The following is an 18,335-nucleotide window of genomic DNA, read 5'->3' as shown; positions in this document are numbered from 1 at the left end:
CGCCAGGGAGGCGGGATCGCTCAAGCGGGGGTCAGCTCCTTCTCTTCCAACAGAACCGCCGAAAGGGAATTCGGATGCGCATCCGTCAGGCGCACCCGTGCGATACGGCCGGCGAGACCGGCCGGGCCGATGGCGTGGACCGGCTGCAGCCAGGGCGTGCGGCCGGCGATCTGGCCCGGATGCCGGCCCGGGCCGGTCCAGAGGATGTCCACCTCGCGGCCGACGCAGGCGCGGTTGAATTCGTCCTGCTGGCGGCGCAGCACCGCCTGCAGCTCCTGCAGGCGGGCATCCTTCTCGGCCTCGGGCACCTGGAAGGGCTGGCCGGCGGCGGGGGTGCCGGGGCGGGGCGAATATTTGAAGGAATAGGCGAGCGCAAAGCCCACCTTCTCCACCAGCTGCATGGTGGCCGCGTGGTCGGCCGCGCTCTCGCCCGGGTGGCCCACGATGAAGTCGGAGGACAGCGCCATGTCCGGCCGCGCCTCCCGCAGCCGGTCGGCGATGCGGTAGAACAGCTCGGCCTTGTGGCCGCGGTTCATGGCGGCCAGCACCTTGTCCGAGCCGCTCTGCACCGGCAGGTGCAGGAAGGGCATGAGGGCGGGGATGCGGCCATGCGCCTCGATCAGCGCGTCATCCATGTCGCGCGGATGGCTGGTGGTGTAGCGGAGGCGCGCCAGCCCATCGATCTCGGCCAGCGCATAGAGCAGGCGGGAGAGCGTCCAGGTGGAGCCGTCCGGCGCCTCGCCATGCCAGGCATTCACATTCTGGCCGAGCAGCGCGATCTCCCGCGCGCCGCCGGCGACCAGGCGACGCGCCTCGGCCAGGATGGCGGCGACAGGGCGGCTGAACTCGGCGCCCCGCGTGTAGGGCACCACGCAGAACGAACAGAACTTATCGCAGCCCTCCTGGATGGTCAGGAAGGCGATCGGGCCCTGATTGGCATTCACCTCGGGCAGCAGGTCGAATTTCTGCTCCACCGGGAAATCGGTGTCGATCTGGGCGCCGGCGGCGCGGCTGGCACGGGCCACCATCTCCGGCAGGCGGTGATAGGTCTGCGGGCCCAGCACGATGTCGACCCAGGGGGCGCGGGCGGTGATCTCGGCGCCCTCGGCCTGCGCCACGCAGCCGGCGACGGCCAGCACCATCTTCTGCCCGGCCTGTTCCTTCTCGGTCTTCAGCAGGCGCAGCCGGCCGAGATCGGAGAACACCTTCTCCGACGCCTTCTCGCGGATATGGCAGGTGTTGAGGATGACCATGTCGGCCTCCTCCGGCGTCTCGGCGGGGCCGTAGCCGAGAGGGGCCAGCACATCCGCCATGCGGGTGCTGTCATAGACATTCATCTGGCAGCCCCAGGTGCGGATGAAGAGCTTCTTCCGCGCCGGCACGGCGGCCGCGCCTTCGGGCAGGGGGGAGTCGGGAAGGGGGGAGGTCATGGAAACAGGAACCCTGGGCCAGCGACACCCGGCATCGCGCATCCGCCGGGGCCGCCCCGGCGCGGGGCGGCAGTGAGGGCGGATGTGCGGGGCGCGGGGCCTCGGGTCAAGCGACCAGGACCCCGGCGTTCCGCGAAAGGGCGGTGGCGCCTGGGCTGCTCATCGCCGGCATCGTTTCAAACCGGGGCCCCGCGCCGCAAGTGATTTCTTTCTTGCACTGCGTCACGAGACGCTCAACCGGAGGGTTCGGCGGGGCTGTGGCGCAGATGCTGCAGCAGCAGGCGGGCCGGTTCGGGCAGGGTGGCGAGGCGGCGGGCGACCAGGCGCAGCCGGCGTTCCGCCCAATCCTCCCGTAAGGCCAGCACCGCCAGGCCATGGCCCGGGCGCAGCACGGCCTCGGGCAGGATGGCCAGGCCGGCGCCGAGCGCCACCATGCGGCAGACCACTTCCGGCCCCTGGGCCTGGATGCGCAGCCGCATCGCCTGCCCCCCGCGCCGCGCATGCCCGGCCAGATGGCGCTGCAGGGCGCTGTCGCCCGCGAGCCCCACCAGGTCGCAGCCCAGCAGCTCGGCGAAGCGCAGCCCGCCCTGGCCGGCCAGGGCGTGGAAAGGGGGGGCGACCACCACCAGCCGGTCGGTGCGGAAGGGGAAGCTCTCCAGCCCGGAGAGATCGGCATGGTCGGCGGCGATGCCGAGGGGGGCGGCGCCGCTGGCCACGGCCTCGGCCACGTCGCGGCTGGGGCGTTCCTCCAGCGCCAGGTCGAGCCGCGGGTGGCGGGCCAGGAAGCGGGCCAGCAGCTCCGGCAGCCAGGCGGTGGCGGCGGCGGTGTTGGCCAGCAGCCTGACCTGCCCGCGCTGGGCCCCGGCCAGCTCGCCGCGCAGGCTGTCCAGCTGCGCCAGCACCAGCCGGGCGTGGCGCAGCAGGGCCTGGCCGGCCGGGGTGGGGGTGGCGCCGCGGCGGTGGCGGTGCAGCAGGGCGGTGCCGGCCTCGGCCTCCAGATCCCGCAGCCGGGCGCTGGCCGAGGCGAGGGCGAGGCCGGCGCGGGCGGCGCCGCCGGTGATGCTGCCGGCCTCCGCCACCGCCACGAAGAGCCGCAGATCGGCCAGGTCCAGATGCATGAGCCTTCGTCCCCCGCGAAGCCAGGCTTCAGCAGATCCAGATTGTGGGCCGCGCTGCCGGATGCGACCAAACTGACAGAAAAAAGAAGGGGGCCCGGGGGAATTCATTCCCCCGGACTTTGTGGACGATGCCCGACTGGCTGTATCTGGGTGGTGTTTTCCTGCTCGCCGGCCTGGTGAAGGGCGTGCTGGGCCTTGGCCTGCCGACGGTGGCGATGGGCTTGCTGGGCGCGGTGCTGCCCCCCGCCCAGGCGGCCGGTCTGCTGCTGCTGCCTTCGCTGGTGACGAATCTCTGGCAGCTGCTGGCCGGCCCCGGCTGGGTGGGGCTGTTGCGCCGGCTAGGCTGGATGATGCTGGCCATCCTGTTGGGAACAGCGGCGGGGGCCGGTCTGCTGGCGGGTGGCGATGCGGCGCTGGCGCGGCGGCTGCTGGGGGCGGCGCTGCTGGCCTATGCCGCGCTGGGGCTGCGGCGCCTGCCCTGGCGGGTCAGCCCGCGCGCCGAGCGCTGGCTGGGCCCGGTGGTGGGCGGGGTGACGGGGGTGGTGACCGGGGCGACGGGCGTCTTCGTGATTCCCGCCGTGCCCTATCTGGCGGCGCTCGGCCTGCCACGGGACCTGCTGGTGCAGGCGCTGGGCCTGTCCTTCACCGTCTCCACCCTGGCGCTGGGGCTGGGCCTGGCCTGGCACGGGGCGCTGCCGGGGCTGCTGCTCGGGCAGTCGCTGCTGGCGCTGGCGCCGGCGCTGGCGGGCATGGCGCTGGGCGGCTGGCTCCGGCAGCGGATCCCGCCGGAGCGCTTCCGCATCGTCTTCTTCCTCGGCCTGGCCGTGCTGGGGGCGGAGCTGCTGCTGCGCTGAAAGCGCTTCCCAGCCCGGCGCCGCGGCGCCATATGCGGCGCCATGCCCGAGCCCATCGCCCTGTATGTCCACTGGCCCTTCTGCCTGGCCAAGTGCCCCTATTGCGACTTCAACAGCCATGTGCGGGAGCGGGTGGATGCGGCGCGCTACGGCGCGGCGCTGCGGCGGGAGCTGGCCTATGAAGCCGAGCGGCTGGGCGAGCGGCGCCCGCTGGCCTCGATCTTCTTCGGCGGCGGCACGCCGAGCCTGATGCCGCCTGAGGTGGTGGCCGATGTCATCGCCGATGCCCGCCGGCTGTTCGACCCGCTGCCGGAGATCGAGATCACGCTGGAGGCGAACCCGACCAGCGTCGAGATCGCGAAGCTGGCGGCGCTGCGGCAGGCGGGGGTGAACCGCGCCAGCCTCGGCATCCAGTCGCTGCAGGACAAGGCGCTGGGCTTCCTCGGCCGCCAGCATGATGCGAAGCAGGCGGTGGCGGCGCTGGAGGCGGCGCGCGGGCTGTTCCCGCGCATCTCCTTCGACCTGATCTATGCCCGCCCCGGCCAGGGCCTCGCGGAATGGCGGGCCGAGCTGCGCCAGGCGCTGGCCCTGGCGGCGGACCATCTCTCGCTCTACCAGCTGACCATCGAGCCGGGCACACGCTTCGCGACCGAATACGCCCGCGGCGCCTTCGCCTTGCCGGAGGGGGAGGAGGCGGCGGCGCTGTACTATGCCACGGGGGAGGAGGCGGGGCGCTTCGGCCTGCTGCCCTATGAGGTCTCCAACTACGCCAGGCCCGGGGCGGAGAGCCGGCACAACCTCGCCTATTGGCGCTATGGCGATTATCTCGGCATCGGCGCGGGGGCGCATCAGCGGGTGACGCGGGACGGCATTGTGGTTGCCGCCCGCCGGCACCGGGCGCCGGAGGAATGGCTGTCGCGCGTCGAGGCGGAGGGTCATGCGGTGACGCGGGAGGAGCATCTGGCGCCGCTCGACCGCGCGCGGGAGGCGCTGCTGATGGGGCTGCGGCTGTCGGAGGGCGTCAGCCCCGCCCGGCTGCAGGCGCGCACCGGCCTGACCCTGGCCGAGGCGGTGGACCCCGCCATGCTGACCGCCTGCCTGGAGGAGGATTATCTCCGCTGGACGCCGGAGGGGAACCTCGCCACCACCTGGGAAGGGCGGCTGCGACTGGATGCGCTGCTGCCGGTGCTGTTGCGCTGAATCATGAGTGCCGAGCGGGCGCCGCGGAGCCGCCGCGGCGACCGGATCGTCCCTCATCCCGCCCTCGCCTTCAGCTCCATGAAGAACTGCGCCATGTGCCAGCCGCCGGTCCGGGCCGGCAGCAGGGCGTCGAGCGTCGCCTCGCCCAGATGGCGATAGGCTTCGAACTGACTCTCGGCGAACCACTGGTCGCCGGTGGATTCATGCGGGAAGAGCTGGTTCTGCGCGGCATAGGCGCGGATATCGGCCGGCATGTCCCGCCACCATTGCGGCTTGATGTAAAGCAGCCAGCCATCCGGCGTGCCGTCCTCGCGCAGCGGCATGTCCGGATAGTGGATGGTGCCGAGCACGAAGGGCAGGGGGCGGTCCTGGCTGACCTGGTGGCGCGCCTGCATGGGCAAGGGTGGCAGGATGATGCGCACGCCCTGGTCGATGGCGATCTTGCGCACCGCCATGCCGAGATCGGCATAACCGCATTCGGGGTCGGCCGAGGCATCGCTGACCAGGATGAAGCGGCAGCGGCGCCGGACCATCTCGTAGAGGCCGAGATTGTCGAAATGGCCGCCATCCGACAGGTAGACGAAGTCGGCCTGCGAGGAGCTGTGACCCGTCAGCTCCTGCCACAATGGCAGGAGCGCCCAGCGGGGCGAGCTTTGCCGGATGCGCGTCTTGTATCGCCCGAATTCCCTGGTGTGTTCCTGCGTTGTCTGCCCTTCATTCTGCAGGAGCGCCGGGTTCGGCAGCCAGGCGCCGAGCCGGATGTTCAGCAGGGTCAGCACCATCGCCGTGGCGGGGGAGGAGTGGTAGCCCATATTCGGGCTGACGGCGGCGCCGGACAGCGTCATCGCCGTGCCCAGGGTGATGCCGGGCGATGAATGGGCGCCATTCCAGGCGGCATCGCGTTCCTGGCCGGCATAGCCGTCGCTTCGAGCGTAGCTGCCCTCCCCGCTATGGACGGGCTTGCCCGGGCCGCCCTCCAGCGGATTGCTCCAGCCGCAGCGCAGCGGCGTGATGGTGAAGGACAGCGCCTTGCGCTCCTGCCAGGCAATTTCGTTGTCGCCCGTGACATTCAGCGCCGTGTTGATCACCGGGAAGAGCGGCTGGAAACACGGCTGGCGGCCCGCCGATGCTAAGGGGGCGCCGGCCCCGGCATGGGTCGGCCAAAGGCTGTGCAGGGGCGGGCTGTCGGCGCCATCGAATTCGGTGAAGGGCTCGGGCTGGCGCTTCGGCGCGTCCCGATCCGCCCGTGCGCTGCCGAGGAAGGCCCGCACCAGACGGTTGCGGTAAGTGGCGTGCATGGAGAAACGGTTGATGCGGATCTGCCCGGCAGCCCACGCCATGAATAAAATAATCAGCAAAATCATAGAAGCCATAACGGGGAATTCAAATCTATCCGAATGATTTCCGAAAAGTGCAAATTTTTCGAAAATAATGCCTGATATATTCCGAGAAAAATTCCTGGATGCCCGGAAGAGCCAAAGGCCCAATTGGCTCAGGCCAAGCAACAGCAAAGCCAGGAACAGATAGCTGGCCGCCACCGTCAGCCCGTCGAGCAACCGCTGGCGAAGGCTGGATGCCAGGCCGCGCTTTGCGCCACCCGTGGCGCCGCTTCGCCCCAGCCAGCCGGAGAGCAGGCCGCTGCCGGCACCGAAGGTGGCGGCGGCGGAGGACCACCAGGAGAATGCGGCGGAGGTTTGCAGCCAGGCCGGCAGCGCCAGGCAGATCAGGCTCAATGCGGCCCAGGCGAGTGGCGAGAACAGTTTCAACGCACTCAGCCTTGCCATCCATTCCCGGTCGAGATCGGGCATCAGCCCCGGCGTCTCCCCGTCGGTGTGGCGCAACCCGGCATACAGCGAGGTCAGCACTGTCTGTGCACCGACGATGCCGAGCGGCAGCAGGCTGACGGCCAGTGCCCGGTGCAGGGAGGTCGCCTCCTCTGCAAGCCACTGGTTCTTCACAAAGGTCAGCCAGAGCCAGAGCGCCAGGGCCGAGCCGCAGCAGGCGATGAGCCAGCGTCCCCAATTCTGCTGAAAATGGCGGCGGTGCGCCTCCAGCTCCAGCGCTGCCCAGGCATAGCCGATCACGCTGGCCAGCAGCAGCACAAGCGCGGCGCCGGTGGTGTGCCAGCCATCGAGATGGTTCGGGACGAGCAGAAGAGCGGATAAAATGGCGGCCCAGATCAAGCAGGGCCAGACGATACACCGCTGCAGCTGCGGCGCTGTCAAAGGCGACGCGGTTTTGCTGTTCGCCTGCTGTGGTCCGCTCTCCTGGCGGCCGCCTGCGGCGCCGGGCCTCTGCTGGGCTGGGGTGCTGCCTTGCAGCGAATAGCTCGGCAGGGCCACGCAGCTCTGCCTTACCGCCCGGACCAGCAGCGCTGCCGACGCGACCAGGATAAGGAACCAGGCCAGGTGAGGCGGACAGTAATTCCGGATCGCCCACAGAGATCGTGCGACGAGTTCGGGCAGTAGCGCGAGGACCAGGAGAGCGGGCAGCAGGATCAGCCAGATCAGCAACAGGTTGCGCAGCCACAGCGCCAGCCCGGCCATGGTGTCGGTCGAGGCCAGGCCGGTGCTGGGGGTGAGGAAATTGGTCCAGCGGCGGAGTTCGCGCAGCGGTGCGGCCTCGGGGTGGCGCAGAGGCGCGGGCGGGGCGCCCTGCAGCCGGGGTGGCTCCGGCCTGCCCAGCGCCGCCTGCACCTGCTGCACGGCCCTGAGGCGCGCGGCAGGCGGATCCTTCTCAGCCTGCGGATCGCGTTTCACCTGCTCGGCGATCCAGCGGGTCAGCCAGCCGCCAGCATAGCCTCCCCCCGAGACGGTCGAGAGATAGTGGAACTGCGCCAGCAGCCCGCGCCGCGCCAGGCCCTGGAGAACCCCGATCGAAAAGGCCGCGCTGCGGATGCCGCCCCCCGACAGGCACAGGGCGGCGGGCGCGGCGTCATACATGGCGTCCAGATAGGCGGGCCAGTCCTTCGGCGCCTCCCTGCCCCAGATCGCGGCATATTCCTCGGCCAGGGCCTTCTGGCGGTCGACATGGATGTTGTGGCCGGAGGCGTCTTCGCTGGCGCCGCCGGGCGCGGCCCCGCCGCTGATGGCAGCGTTCATGGCCGCCTCCCGGAGGGGGGCTGCCGTCCCGGCGGCGGGTCTTCGAGCCCGGCCTGCCTCTCGGCCACCCTGTGCCGGCTGGCGGCCTCCTCCTGGGTCAGCGTGATCGCGGCCTGTACGATCTGCATCAGCAGGCCCGGCCGGCCATCGGGCTGGGTGTCGCATAGGGCCCGGAAGCGGGACTGCTCCGCCGCGGCCGGGGCGCCCTCCCTCGCCGGCAACACCATGGCCGAGGTGCTGAGCGCCGTGACGCAGGCCACCAGCAGGGGCGGCAGATGCGGCACCTCCATATAGGTCTTCTGCATCGCCGCGATGTGCTGGGCCACGCTCTCCGATGGCGAGCCCGAGCGGCCGTGGATGGCACCGCCGGGCTGTACCGTAGCGCGCGCGGTGCTGCGGGTCGCCGTCTCGCGCGCCGCGCCGACGGCGCGCCGGGCGTCCTCCTCCTGCCGCTTCAGCGTGGCCACGAGGTCGATCTGGCCCTGGCGACCGGGCGCGTCCGGAGCCATCAGGTTCAGGGCGTCCTGGGCTTCCGACAGTTTCCCGCTGGCCTCGCGCAGCCGGGTCTCCGCCTGCTCCAGCGCGGCCTTGTCCACGGCCGCGCTGCCGGCCAGGGCATCGCCCTGGGCGGCCCCGCCAATGCCGGCCATGGCACGGCCGAAGGCGCCGGCGGCGGTCTCGGCGCCCAGCAGGGTGACCATGGTGTCGCCGTAGCGGGAAAGGATCAGCGCGTAGCTGATCGGCCCCACCGCGCCATTGGCATAGGCCTCGCAGGCCCGGTACAGCCCGTCGCGCAGCAGCTGGATGGTGGCCATGCGCTCGGTCAGCTGGGCCATCGCCTCGCTCCGCGCGCGCGAGGCGCTGGCCGCGGCGGCGAGGGAGGCCGGGCTCTGCCATTGCGGCGGCGTGGCGTCGAGCTGCGCCGAGGCGCTGGCCTGGTGGCTGGTGGACAGCGCCTTCGCCACATCCGGGCTCGGCTCCAGGCAGGTGATCTGTGCCGGAACGGCGGACAGGCCAGCGGCCGGTGCCTGGGCGGGGCGCGAGACGACGGCCAGGCGGGTTTCCGCCTCGGTCGCCAGGGTGGCGACATGGCCGAAATTCCGCTGATCGCAGCCGCCAAGCCACAGCAAGCCGAGGCCAGTGAGCCCAAGGGCAGCAGGCCGCATGCGCCGCATCCTTTGCGATTTCTATTCGATTTCGCAACGTATCGGCTCACGGGAAATTTTTATGTCAATAATTCGTGATTCAGAAACCTTCCGGGCGGGCCCTTGCTGGTTTCGGCATTGATAGAACATATGAGGAACATAGTTCCGGGATTGCCTGTGCCATGGATCTGCGCGCCAAGCTCGCCCTGCTGGCCGATGCCGCCAAATACGATGCCTCCTGCGCCTCCTCCGGCACCGAGAAACGCGATTCGCGGGCGGGGGGGCTCGGCAGCACCGAGGGCATGGGCATCTGCCACGCCTATGCGCCGGATGGGCGCTGCATCTCGCTGCTGAAGGTATTGCTGACCAATGCCTGCGTGTTCGACTGCGCCTATTGCATCAACCGCGCCACCTCCAACGTGCCGCGCGCCCGCTTCACGGTGGACGAGCTGGTCCGGCTGACCCTGGCCTTCTACCGGCGCAACTATATCGAGGGGCTTTTTCTCAGCTCCGGCATCATCCGCTCGCCCGACTACACGATGGAGCAGCTGGTGCGCGTCGCCCGCACACTGCGCGAGGCGCATGGCTTCCTCGGCTATATCCACCTGAAATCCATCCCCGAGGCGGCGCCGGAATTGCTGGCCGAGGCCGGGCGCTGGGCCGATAGGCTGTCGATCAATATCGAGCTGCCGCAGGAGCGCAGCCTGCAACGCCTGGCGCCGGAGAAGCGCCCGCCCGCCATCGGTGGCGCCATGCGGCTGCTGGCCAGCGGCATCGAGGAGGCGAAGGAGGCCAAGCGCAGCGCCCGCCGCGCCCAGCCGCCGCGCTTCGCCCCCGCCGGGCAATCCACCCAGATGATCGTCGGCGCCGATGACAGCGACGATCGCCGCATCCTGACCACCGGCGCCACGCTGTATGGGCGCTACAAGCTGCGGCGCGTCTACTACTCGGCCTATTCGCCGATCCCGGACGCCTCCTCCGCCCTGCCGCCGCAGGCGCCGCCCTTGCTGCGGGAGCACCGGCTGTACCAGGCCGACTGGCTGCTGCGCTTCTACGGCTTCGGCACGGAGGAGATTCTCTCGGGCGGGGAGGGCGGCATGCTGGATCTGGAGATCGATCCCAAGCTGGCCTGGGCGCTGAAGCACCGGGCGATCTTCCCGCTCGACCTCAACCGGGCGGGGCGGGAGGAATTGCTGCGGGTGCCGGGGCTCGGCGCGCGCAATGTCGACCGCATCCTGGCGGCGCGCGGGGCGGGGGCGGTCCGGCTGACGGATCTGGCGCGGCTGCGGGTGCCGCTGCGCAAGGTGGCGCCCTTCCTGCTGGCGCCGGACCACCGGCCGCCGCCGGGGCAGATCGATTCCGCCCTGCTGCGGCAGCAGCTGCGGCCGGGCAGCGCCTTCGCCGCCGCGGCGCGGCCGGCGCAGCTGGCGCTCGCCCTGTGATCCCCGTGCAACTGGACGGCCCGGCCGATGTGGCGGGGTGGCGGCGGGCGGCGCGCGGGCTGCTGGCCGCCGGCATCCGGCCCGAGGATGTGGCCTGGCGCCTGCCCGGCGAGGCGCCCGGCCTGTTCGATGGCGCGCCGCCCGCGCTGCCGGCGGCGTCCTCTCCGCTCGCCGTGCCGCGCCCGGTGCTGGAGCTGGTGGAGCGCGCCCTGCTGCATGCGGACCCGGAGCGTTTCGCGCTGGCCTATGCGCTGTTCTGGGCCGGGCGGGCGCGGCCGGCGCTGCTGCGCGATCCCACGGATGCGCGGCTGGCGCGGCTGTCGGCGATGGCGCGGGCGGTGCGGCGGGACGCGCACAAGATGCATGCCTTCCTGCGCTTCCGCGAGGTGGAGACGGAGGCCGGCCCGCGCAGCGTCGCCTGGTTCGAGCCGGAGCATCATATCGTCGAGGCGGAGGCCGGCTTCTTCCAGCGGCGTTTCGCCGCGCTGCGCTGGTCGATCCTGACGCCGCGGCGCTGTGCGCATTGGGATGGCGAGGCCGTGGTGTTCGCCCCCGGCGCCCGCCGCGAGGACGCCCCCGCCGAGGATGCGGCGGAGGATCTCTGGCGGATCTATTTCGCCAGCATCTTCAACCCGGCGCGGCTGAAGCCCGAGGCGATGAAGGCCGAGATGCCCAAGAAGTACTGGAAGAACCTGCCCGAGGCGGCGGTGATCCCGCAGCTGATGCGCGGCGCCGAGGGCCGCGTGCAGGCCATGCTCGGCCAGGAGTTCGCAGCGCCCCGCCGCCGCCAGAAGGCCCACTGAAGGCGGGGTCCGGGGGGACCCTGTCCCCCCGGATTCTTCCCTTCATTCCGCCGGCAGCCACACCTTGAAGGTGGCCCCCGCCCCTTCCTGGCTCTCGATCAGCAGCTGGCCGCGATGCCGGTTGACGATGTGCTTGACGATGGCGAGGCCGAGGCCGGTGCCGCCATCCTTGCGGTTGCGCGCCTTATCGACGCGGTAGAAGCGTTCGGTCAGGCGCGGGATGTGCTCGCGGGCGATGCCCGGCCCGTCATCGGTGACGCTGAGCACGATGCCGGGGCGCGGATTGCCGGTGCGGGCGACGCAGAGCCGCACCGTGCCGCCCTCCCGCCCATGGCGCACCGCGTTCTCCAGCAGATTGCGGATCACCTGGGCCAGCTGCTCGGCATCGGCGGGGGCGGCGGTGGCGCCCTCCTCCAGCTCGGGTGCGAGGCGGACGTCGCGGGCGGCCAGGATCGGCGCCATGGCCTCCGCCTCCCGCCGCGCCAGGGCAGCGAGGTCGACCCGCTCGGTCGGCGCCTGATGCTCGGCCAGCTCGATGCGGGAGAGGCCGAGCAGCCCCTCGATCAGCCGGCGCATGCGCTCCGACTGCTCGGCCATGATGCCGAGGAAGTGGGCCTGGGCGTCCGGGTCGTCGCGGGCCGGGCCGCGCAGCGTCTCGATGAAGCCCATGATGCTGGCCAGCGGCGTGCGCAGCTCATGGCTGGCATTGGTGACGAAATCGGCCCGCATGCGCTCCACCGCGCGCTCCCGCGTGCGGTCGGAGAGCAGCACGACCAGCCGCCCGCCATCGGCCAGCGGCGGGTCGAGCGGGATGACCTGCACCACCAGCTCGCGCGGGACGGGCACGGGCAGCACCAGATCGGCGGTCTGCCGCTGGCCCTCGGCCAGGGCGCGGTCGACGGCGCCGGCCAGCGCCGGGTGGCGCAGCAGCGCCGCGACATCGCCGGCGAGCGGCCCGGAATCGGTGGCTCGCGCGCCGAACAAGGCGCGCGCCGCGGCATTGGCGCGCAAAGCCGCGCGGTCGGCGCCGAGGACCAGCAGCGGGTCGGGCAGGGCCTCCAGGATGGCGGCGTCGGCGCGCTTCATGCGGCCGACCTCCTCGCCGCGCTCGGCCAGGCTGCGGGCCAGGCGGGCGACACCATCGGAGACCTCGGCCATGGCGGGCAGCAGGGGCTGGCGCGCCTCCGGCCATTCGCCCTGGCCCTCGGCGGCGCGCTTCAGCACGGCGGAGAGCCGGGCGAGGTTGCCGAGCCAGAGCCGGGCGACGGCGAGCGCGGCGGCGCCGGTGACCAGCAGCGCCAGCAGCAGCGGCCCGGCCTCGGCCTGGCCGGTCAGGCCCAGCAGCAGCAGCACCGCCATCGGCACGCCGCCGATCAGCGCCGCCGAACGCAGCCAGCGCCCGGTCGCCGGCCTTTCCTCATCCATGACGCGCATCCAGAGAGGGGCGGGGGGCCCCAGTGAAGGAGGAGGGGGGAAAGGAGGAGGGGGAAGGGTGGGGGAGGGCGCGGGACGCCCTCCCGCCGGATCAGTAGCCGACGCTGCCCGGCAGCTCGGCCGGGGCGACGACACCCGGCGCGGCGCCCGGGGCGATGGCGTAGACCGCCAGGCCGCGCTGCACCTGGCCGCCCGGGTTCAGCCGCAGCGCGCCATCGGCGCCGATGATGACCTCGCCCACCGGCACCTGGCCGGAGCCGTCGCGCATGGCGCGGGCGGCGATGGCGGCGGCGTCATAGGCGACGCCCACGATGCGCGCCGGCTTCTCGCCGAAGGCGGTCTCGTAGCGGCTCTCGAAGGCGCTGCGCGCCGCCGGGTCGGGCCCCGGGAACCAGGCGCCGGCGAGGGCCGCCTGCTGGCCCATGCCCTCATCCTGGCCCCACAGCGCATGGCCGGCCAGGCGCAGCGGCGGCATGGCGACCCCGGCCGCGGCGAGGCCGGCCGCCATGTCGCGCGCCCGGGCACCGCTCTCGCCCAGGATCAGCATGCCGGGGCGCTGCGCCTCGGGGCTCTCGGCGGTCAGCGCCAGCTTCTGGGCGACATCGCGGGCGACCAGGCCGGGCTGGGCGGCGCCGGGATAGAACTCGATCAGCGGCTGCGGCAGGTTCAGCTCGCTGGCCGCGCTGCGCAGCGCGCTGGCCATCTGCCGGCCGAGCGCCCCATCGGGGGCGGCGAGGGCGAAGCGCTGCACGCCCTGGGCCTGGCCGGCGGCGACCAGGCGGCGGACCTGCTGCACGGGGGTGATGCCGAGCGGCCAGACCAGCTGCGCCGCCTGGTTGGCGTCGTTGGTGAAGGGCAGGACGGGGATGCCGGCGGCGCGGGCGGGGATGGCGACGGCCGCCGTCTCCTGCGCCGTCAGGGGCCCCACCAGCACGCGGGCGCCGCCCTCGATCGCCTGGCGGGCCGCGGCGGCGGCACCGGCGGGGGTGCCGTTGGTGTCGCGCGGGACGAATTCGAAGCCGGGCGCGCCCTGCTCGAACAGCGCCAGCTGCGCCGCGTTCATCAGCGACTGGCCGAGCGCCGCGTTCTGCCCCGAGAGCGGCAGCAGCAGCCCCACCCTGGCGCGCTGCGGCACCGGCTCGGCATAGCCGCCGGCCATGGGCTGCGGGGCGTAGGAGGGGCCGGAGGCTTGCGGCGCGCAGGCCGACAGCGCCACAAGGGCAGCGATCAGCGCAGAGCCGGCCAGCGACCGCCGGGCCTTGGGGAGAGTTCCAACCAGTGCAGCCGGATGAGCCTGAAACCAACGAGACGACACGTGAAACCTCTCCTCCTCCGGGTGGGGCGCCCGGCCTGACCCTGGTGGCGACGCCGATCGGCAATCTCGGCGACCTCGCGCCGCGCGCCCTCGCCGTGCTGCGCGCGGCGGATGCGGTGCTGTGCGAGGACACCAGAGTAACCGCCCCGCTGCTGACGCGACATGGCGTTTCGGTGAGTCTTCTGCCCCTGCACGAACACAACGAGGATGCGGCGACCCCGCGCCTGATCGCGCGGATGGCGGAAGGGCAACGCTTCGCCCTGGTTTCGGATGCAGGCACGCCGCTGATGAGCGATCCCGGCTACCGGCTGGTGCGGGCGGCGATCGCCGCCGGCATCACGGTGTCCGCCGTGCCGGGGGCGAATGCGGCGGTGATGGCGCTGACGCTGTCCGGCCTGCCGCCGCACCCCTTCCTGTTCCACGGCTTCCTGCCCCCGCGCGAGGCGGCGCGGGCGGCCGAGCTGGCGCGCTTCCGCGCCATGGAGCGGGCCGGGCTGCAGGCCACGCTGATCTTCTACGAGGCGCCGCACCGCCTGGCCGAGACGCTGGCGGCGATGGCCGGGCTGCTCGGCCCCGACCGGCCGGCGGCGGTGGCGCGGGAGCTGACCAAGCGCTTCGAGGAGGTGCGGCGCGGCAGCCTGGCCGAGCTTGCCGCGCATTACGCCGAACAGCCGGCGCGCGGCGAGATCGTGCTGCTGGTGGGCCCGCCCGGCGATGCGGCGCCGGAGGCCGAGGCGGGGCTGGATGCGCAGCTGCAGGCGGCGCTGGCGGCCGGCCAGAGCCTGCGCGACGCCGCCGCCATGGTCGCCGCCGCCACCGGCCTGCCGCGCAAGCAGGTCTATGCCCGGGCGCTGGAGATGCAGCGCGGAGACACGAAGGGCGAGGGCTGAGACGCCAGGGCGGGGCGCGATCACGTTGCGGTTGGGCAACGGGCCGGGACATTTGCCGGCCTGCCGCGCTGCGGCTAGCTAGGCAGGGCAGCAGGGCGGGGGATTGAGCCGGATGAGCGGAAGCGTGCGCGCCATCGAGGTGCCGATCATCATCTTCGCCTTCGACCGCGGGCCCTATCTGCAGCGCTTCTGCCGCTCGCTGAAGGCGCAGCAGGGCGTGGCGCTGGATGAGCGGCGCATCTTCCTGCTGCAGGATGGCGCCGTCTCCCGCCGCTCCGGCGTGCGCTACGCGCAGGACGAGGCGATGGCGGAGAGCGTCACCGCCTTCCGCAGCGTCTTCCCGCAGGGGCAGGTGGTGGCAAGCCCGGAGAATCTCGGCATCGCCGGCAATATCCGCCGTGGCGAGCGCCTGGCCTTCGAGGCGCTGGACGCGCCGCTGGCCTATTTCTTCGAGGACGATCTTGAACTCGGCCCGGCCTATCTGCTGATGATGGAGCGGCTGCGCGAGGCGCTCGCCCCGCATCCGGAGGTGGCCTATTTCGCCGCCTATGGCGACCACCGCGTCACCACCCGGCCGGACCGGGTCAATCTGATGCCGCTCGACCATCACTGGGGCTTCGGGCTGCGGCGCGACGCCTGGCGGCGCATGGCCGAGTGGCTGGCCCCCTATTACGCCATCATCGACCGCACCGACTATCCGAACCGCAACCACCTGGCGGTCTATCGCTGGCTGGAGGGGCAGGAGATGGCGATCGACAAATCCTCGCAGGATGCGCTGAAGGCGCTGGCGGCGGCGCGGCTGGGCTATGCGCGGGTGATGACCGATACCTGCTTCGCCCGCTACATCGGCGAGAAGGGCGCCTCCTTCAACGAGAAGCGCTTCCGCGAGATGGGCTATGACCGGATGGTGCCGGCCGAGCGCGGCGACCTGCCGATCGAGCCGGTGGAGGCGAAGCTGCTGGGGCGCATCGTCGCGATGCACCAGGCGCATTTCCGCCGCTTCCGCGAGAAGGAGTTCCCGGGCTTCCTGGAGCGCTACGCGGCGCGCCACTGGGACATGGACCGGGTGCTGGAGCGCGAGGACGTCACCGCCCTGTACCGGCTGCTGCTGGACCGGGCGCCGGAGGGCGAGCACATCTACGAGCAGGTGGTGGGCAAGCGCAGCGTGGCCGAGATGCGCCGCACCATGCTGCGCAGCACCGAGTATCGCAGCCGGAATTTCTGAGGCCCCGCCGGCGCAGCCGGCCCTGAGTGAGTGTCGGCGCAGCCGGCCCTGAGTGAGTGTCGGCGCAGCGGGTTCTGATGGAGCACCGGCGCCGCCGGCCCGGATCGAGCGCGGCGCGGCCGGCCCCGGTTCCGCGCCGCCTCAGCCGGCGGCGGCCTCGCGCTCCTGCGCCAGCAGCAGGCTGGCGAGGCGCTCGAACTCGGCGACGCTCAGCGTCTCGGCCCGGCGCGTCGCCTCGATGCCGGCCGCCTCCAGCATCGCCTCGGGCCTGCCCAGCGTCTTGAGGGAGGAGCGCAGCATCTTGCGGCGCTGGCCGAAGGCGGCGGCGGTCACCCGCTCCAGCGCCGCCATCAGCGCCGGGTCGGGCACCTCCGGATGCGGCACCAGATGCACGATGGCCGACCACACCTTGGGCGGCGGCGAGAAGGCGCCGGGCGGCAGGCGCAGCGTCATGCGGCACTGGCAGCGCCATTGCGACAGCACCGCCAGGCGGCCGTAATGCTCCGTATCGGGTGCGGCCGTGATGCGCTCCGCCACCTCCTGCTGGAACATCAGCGTCATGCTCTCGAACAGCTCGGCGCGGTGCAGCCAGCCGATCAGGAGCGCGGTGCCGACATTGTAGGGCAGGTTGGCGACGATGCGGCGCGGCGCCGGCAGCAGCGTCGCGGCATCGATGCGCAGCGCATCGCCCTCGACGATGGAGAGCCGGCCCGGATAGGCGGCGGAGAGTTCCTCCAGCGCGGCGATGGCGCGGCGGTCCAGCTCGACGGCCGTCACATGGGCTGCCGGGCTGTCCAGCAGGGCGCGGGTCAGCCCGCCCGGGCCGGGGCCGATCTCCAGCACCTGGCGGCCCTCCAGCGGGGCGGCGATGGAGGCGATGCGGGCGCAGAGCGTGGCATCGAGCAGGAAGTGCTGGCCGAGCGCCTTGCGCGCGGCCAGCCCGTGCTTCGCGACCGTCTCGGCCAGCGAGGGAAGGATGGGCGGAATGGCCGCCTCAGCTGCGCATGTCGATCTGCGCGCGGCGGCGCAAATCGCGCTGCAGCTGGCGGGAGGCCAGCTCGATGCGGTCGCGCAGGATCTGCACCCGCGCCTGGTCGGGCGTCAGCTCGGCCAGGTTGCGGGTCTCGCGCGAGCAGACGGCGAGCACCAGGATGCCATCCGGCGTCACCAGCGGCTGGCTGGCGCGGTTCACCTGCAGGCTGGCGACGATGCTGCGCAGCTGCGGCGGCTGCATCTGCTCGAGCGGCAGCGGCCCGCCCGGATCGGCCGGGCGGCTGCTGCCGCGCGCCGCGGCCTCCACCGCCTGGCAGCTCTGCCCCTGCAGGCCGCGCGCGCGCTCCAGCACCTGGATCTGCTGCTGCGTCGGGTTCTGCGGGTCGAGCGCGCTGGTGAAGCCCAGGAAGGCCTGGCGCAGCGTCACCATGGTGGCGAGCTCGCGCCCCGTCTCGCGCTTCTGGCGCAGCGCGATGATCTGGAAGCCGCCCGGCACGCGCTGCGGGTTGGCGATGGCGCCCGGCGGCATGCGCTCCAGGATGCCGGCCACGGCGGGGTCGAATTCCTCGCCCCGCACCCAGCCCATATCGCCGCCCTGCAGCGCCGTCTGGCTCTGGCTGAACTGGGTGGCGGCGGCGGGGAAGGGCACGCCGCGGCGCAGCTGGCTGACCACATCCTCGACGAAGCGGCGCACCTCGGGCTCGGCGCCCGGATCGTCGACCGGGATGAAGATCTCCGAGACCAGGTATTCCGGCTGGCCGGTGCGCGCCTTGTGGGCGGCGACGAATTCGGCGACCTCGGCGGGCGAGATCTGCGCCTGCTGGCCGAGCTGGGCGCGCACCAGGCGGGACCAGCCGATCTGGTTGCGGATCTGGTCGAACAGGGCGCGCGGCGGGATGCCCGAGGCGCGCAGCTGCCCCACCAGTCCGCCGGGCGGCAGGCCGTTGCGCGACTCGATCTCCTTCACCGCCTCGGCCACGTCCTCATCGGGGACGGGGATGCCGCGGCGCTGCACCTCCTGCATGCGCAGCCGCTCATCGACCAGCAGGCGGGTGACCTGCGGGCGCAGCCGCTGCACCACATCGGGGGCCGGGCCCATGCCGGCATTCAGCGCGAAGAGCCGGGCGCGGCCGGCGACCTCGCCGGCGGTGACCACGTCGCCATTGACCACGGCGACGATGCTGTTGACCTGGGAGGGGGCGGCGCCGGCGGCCGGCGCGCCGCCGCGCGGCGCCTGGGCCAGCGCCGTGCCCGGCAGGGCCAGCGGCGCCATCGCCAGAGCCAGGGGCAGCGCCAGCACGCAGCCAAGGCGCGGGCCGGGGCTGGTCAGGCGGGTTCGGGCTCGGTCGGGGGCGGTGGCACGTCGCATGGCGGTTTTCCTAGGC

At 72.5% G+C, this 18,335-nt stretch carries 14 protein-coding genes; 6 read left to right on the top strand and 8 right to left on the bottom strand.

From position 1 onward, the window contains the following. Positions 1-20 precede the first annotated feature (20 nt). A complete protein-coding gene (miaB, locus tag QE401_RS15530) occupies positions 21-1,430 on the bottom strand; it encodes a tRNA (N6-isopentenyl adenosine(37)-C2)-methylthiotransferase MiaB (protein WP_307139071.1) in 1,410 nt (469 codons plus the stop codon). A 233-nt stretch (positions 1,431-1,663) separates the two neighbouring features. Next, positions 1,664-2,548 (bottom strand): LysR substrate-binding domain-containing protein, encoded by an 885-nt coding sequence (locus tag QE401_RS15525; RefSeq protein ID WP_307139070.1) that lies wholly within the window; start codon positions 2,546-2,548, stop codon positions 1,664-1,666. Between the two features lie 128 nt (positions 2,549-2,676). On the opposite strand from QE401_RS15525, the gene QE401_RS15520 reads away from it, so the two are divergent. Together QE401_RS15520 and hemW are read left to right on the top strand one after the other, a co-directional pair. Beyond that, a complete protein-coding gene (locus QE401_RS15520) occupies positions 2,677-3,402 on the top strand; it encodes a TSUP family transporter (RefSeq protein ID WP_307139069.1) in 726 nt (241 codons plus the stop codon). Between the two features lie 42 nt (positions 3,403-3,444). After that, the gene (hemW, locus tag QE401_RS15515; RefSeq protein WP_307139068.1) at positions 3,445-4,602 is read left to right on the top strand and encodes a radical SAM family heme chaperone HemW; all 1,158 of its coding nucleotides are present in this window, start codon (positions 3,445-3,447) and stop codon (positions 4,600-4,602) included. Positions 4,603-4,655: 53 nt separating this feature from the next. Here the strand turns inward: hemW and QE401_RS15510 are convergent, their stop codons facing one another. Beyond that, positions 4,656-7,703, bottom strand: coding sequence for a patatin-like phospholipase family protein (locus QE401_RS15510; protein WP_307139067.1), 3,048 nt, complete (start codon positions 7,701-7,703; stop codon positions 4,656-4,658). Next, a complete protein-coding gene (locus QE401_RS15505) occupies positions 7,700-8,869 on the bottom strand; it encodes a hypothetical protein (protein WP_307139066.1) in 1,170 nt (389 codons plus the stop codon). Before QE401_RS15505 ends, QE401_RS15510 begins: the two co-directional genes overlap by 4 nt. Before the next feature lie 161 nt (positions 8,870-9,030). Between QE401_RS15505 and QE401_RS15500 the strand changes: the two genes are divergently transcribed. Then, complete coding sequence (locus QE401_RS15500) at positions 9,031-10,290, top strand: putative DNA modification/repair radical SAM protein (RefSeq protein WP_307139065.1); 1,260 nt, start codon at positions 9,031-9,033, stop codon at positions 10,288-10,290. A gap of 5 nt (positions 10,291-10,295) precedes the next feature. Then, complete coding sequence (locus tag QE401_RS15495; protein WP_307139064.1) at positions 10,296-11,093, top strand: TIGR03915 family putative DNA repair protein; 798 nt, start codon at positions 10,296-10,298, stop codon at positions 11,091-11,093. Positions 11,094-11,135: 42 nt separating this feature from the next. Here QE401_RS15495 and QE401_RS15490 read toward each other — a convergent pair whose 3' ends face one another. Together QE401_RS15490 and QE401_RS15485 are read right to left on the bottom strand one after the other, a co-directional pair. After that, a complete protein-coding gene (locus tag QE401_RS15490; protein WP_307139063.1) occupies positions 11,136-12,518 on the bottom strand; it encodes an ATP-binding protein in 1,383 nt (460 codons plus the stop codon). Between the two features lie 100 nt (positions 12,519-12,618). Beyond that, complete coding sequence (locus QE401_RS15485; RefSeq protein ID WP_307139062.1) at positions 12,619-13,743, bottom strand: penicillin-binding protein activator; 1,125 nt, start codon at positions 13,741-13,743, stop codon at positions 12,619-12,621. A gap of 62 nt (positions 13,744-13,805) precedes the next feature. Here QE401_RS15485 and rsmI point away from each other — a divergent pair, with 62 nt between their 5' ends. Together rsmI and QE401_RS15475 are read left to right on the top strand one after the other, a co-directional pair. Then, a complete protein-coding gene (rsmI, locus tag QE401_RS15480) occupies positions 13,806-14,732 on the top strand; it encodes a 16S rRNA (cytidine(1402)-2'-O)-methyltransferase (protein ID WP_373461452.1) in 927 nt (308 codons plus the stop codon). Positions 14,733-14,844: 112 nt separating this feature from the next. Next, positions 14,845-15,957: a glycosyltransferase family protein gene (locus tag QE401_RS15475; protein WP_307139061.1), complete on the top strand. Its 1,113-nt coding sequence runs from the start codon at positions 14,845-14,847 to the stop codon at positions 15,955-15,957. A gap of 141 nt (positions 15,958-16,098) precedes the next feature. Here the strand turns inward: QE401_RS15475 and rsmA are convergent, their stop codons facing one another. Together rsmA and QE401_RS15465 are read right to left on the bottom strand one after the other, a co-directional pair. Beyond that, positions 16,099-16,944, bottom strand: a complete 846-nt coding sequence (rsmA, locus tag QE401_RS15470; RefSeq protein WP_373461484.1) for a 16S rRNA (adenine(1518)-N(6)/adenine(1519)-N(6))-dimethyltransferase RsmA — start codon at positions 16,942-16,944, stop codon at positions 16,099-16,101. 7 nt (positions 16,945-16,951) lie between these two features. Further along, positions 16,952-18,319: a peptidylprolyl isomerase gene (locus QE401_RS15465; RefSeq protein ID WP_307139060.1), complete on the bottom strand. Its 1,368-nt coding sequence runs from the start codon at positions 18,317-18,319 to the stop codon at positions 16,952-16,954. Positions 18,320-18,335: the final 16 nt, after the last annotated feature.

The organism is Pseudoroseomonas cervicalis, assembly GCF_030818485.1.
GTDB lineage: Bacteria > Pseudomonadota > Alphaproteobacteria > Acetobacterales > Acetobacteraceae > Pseudoroseomonas > Pseudoroseomonas cervicalis_A.
The sequence above is the reverse complement of the archived record's forward strand: the minus strand, read 5'-3'. Positions and strand labels throughout refer to the sequence as shown.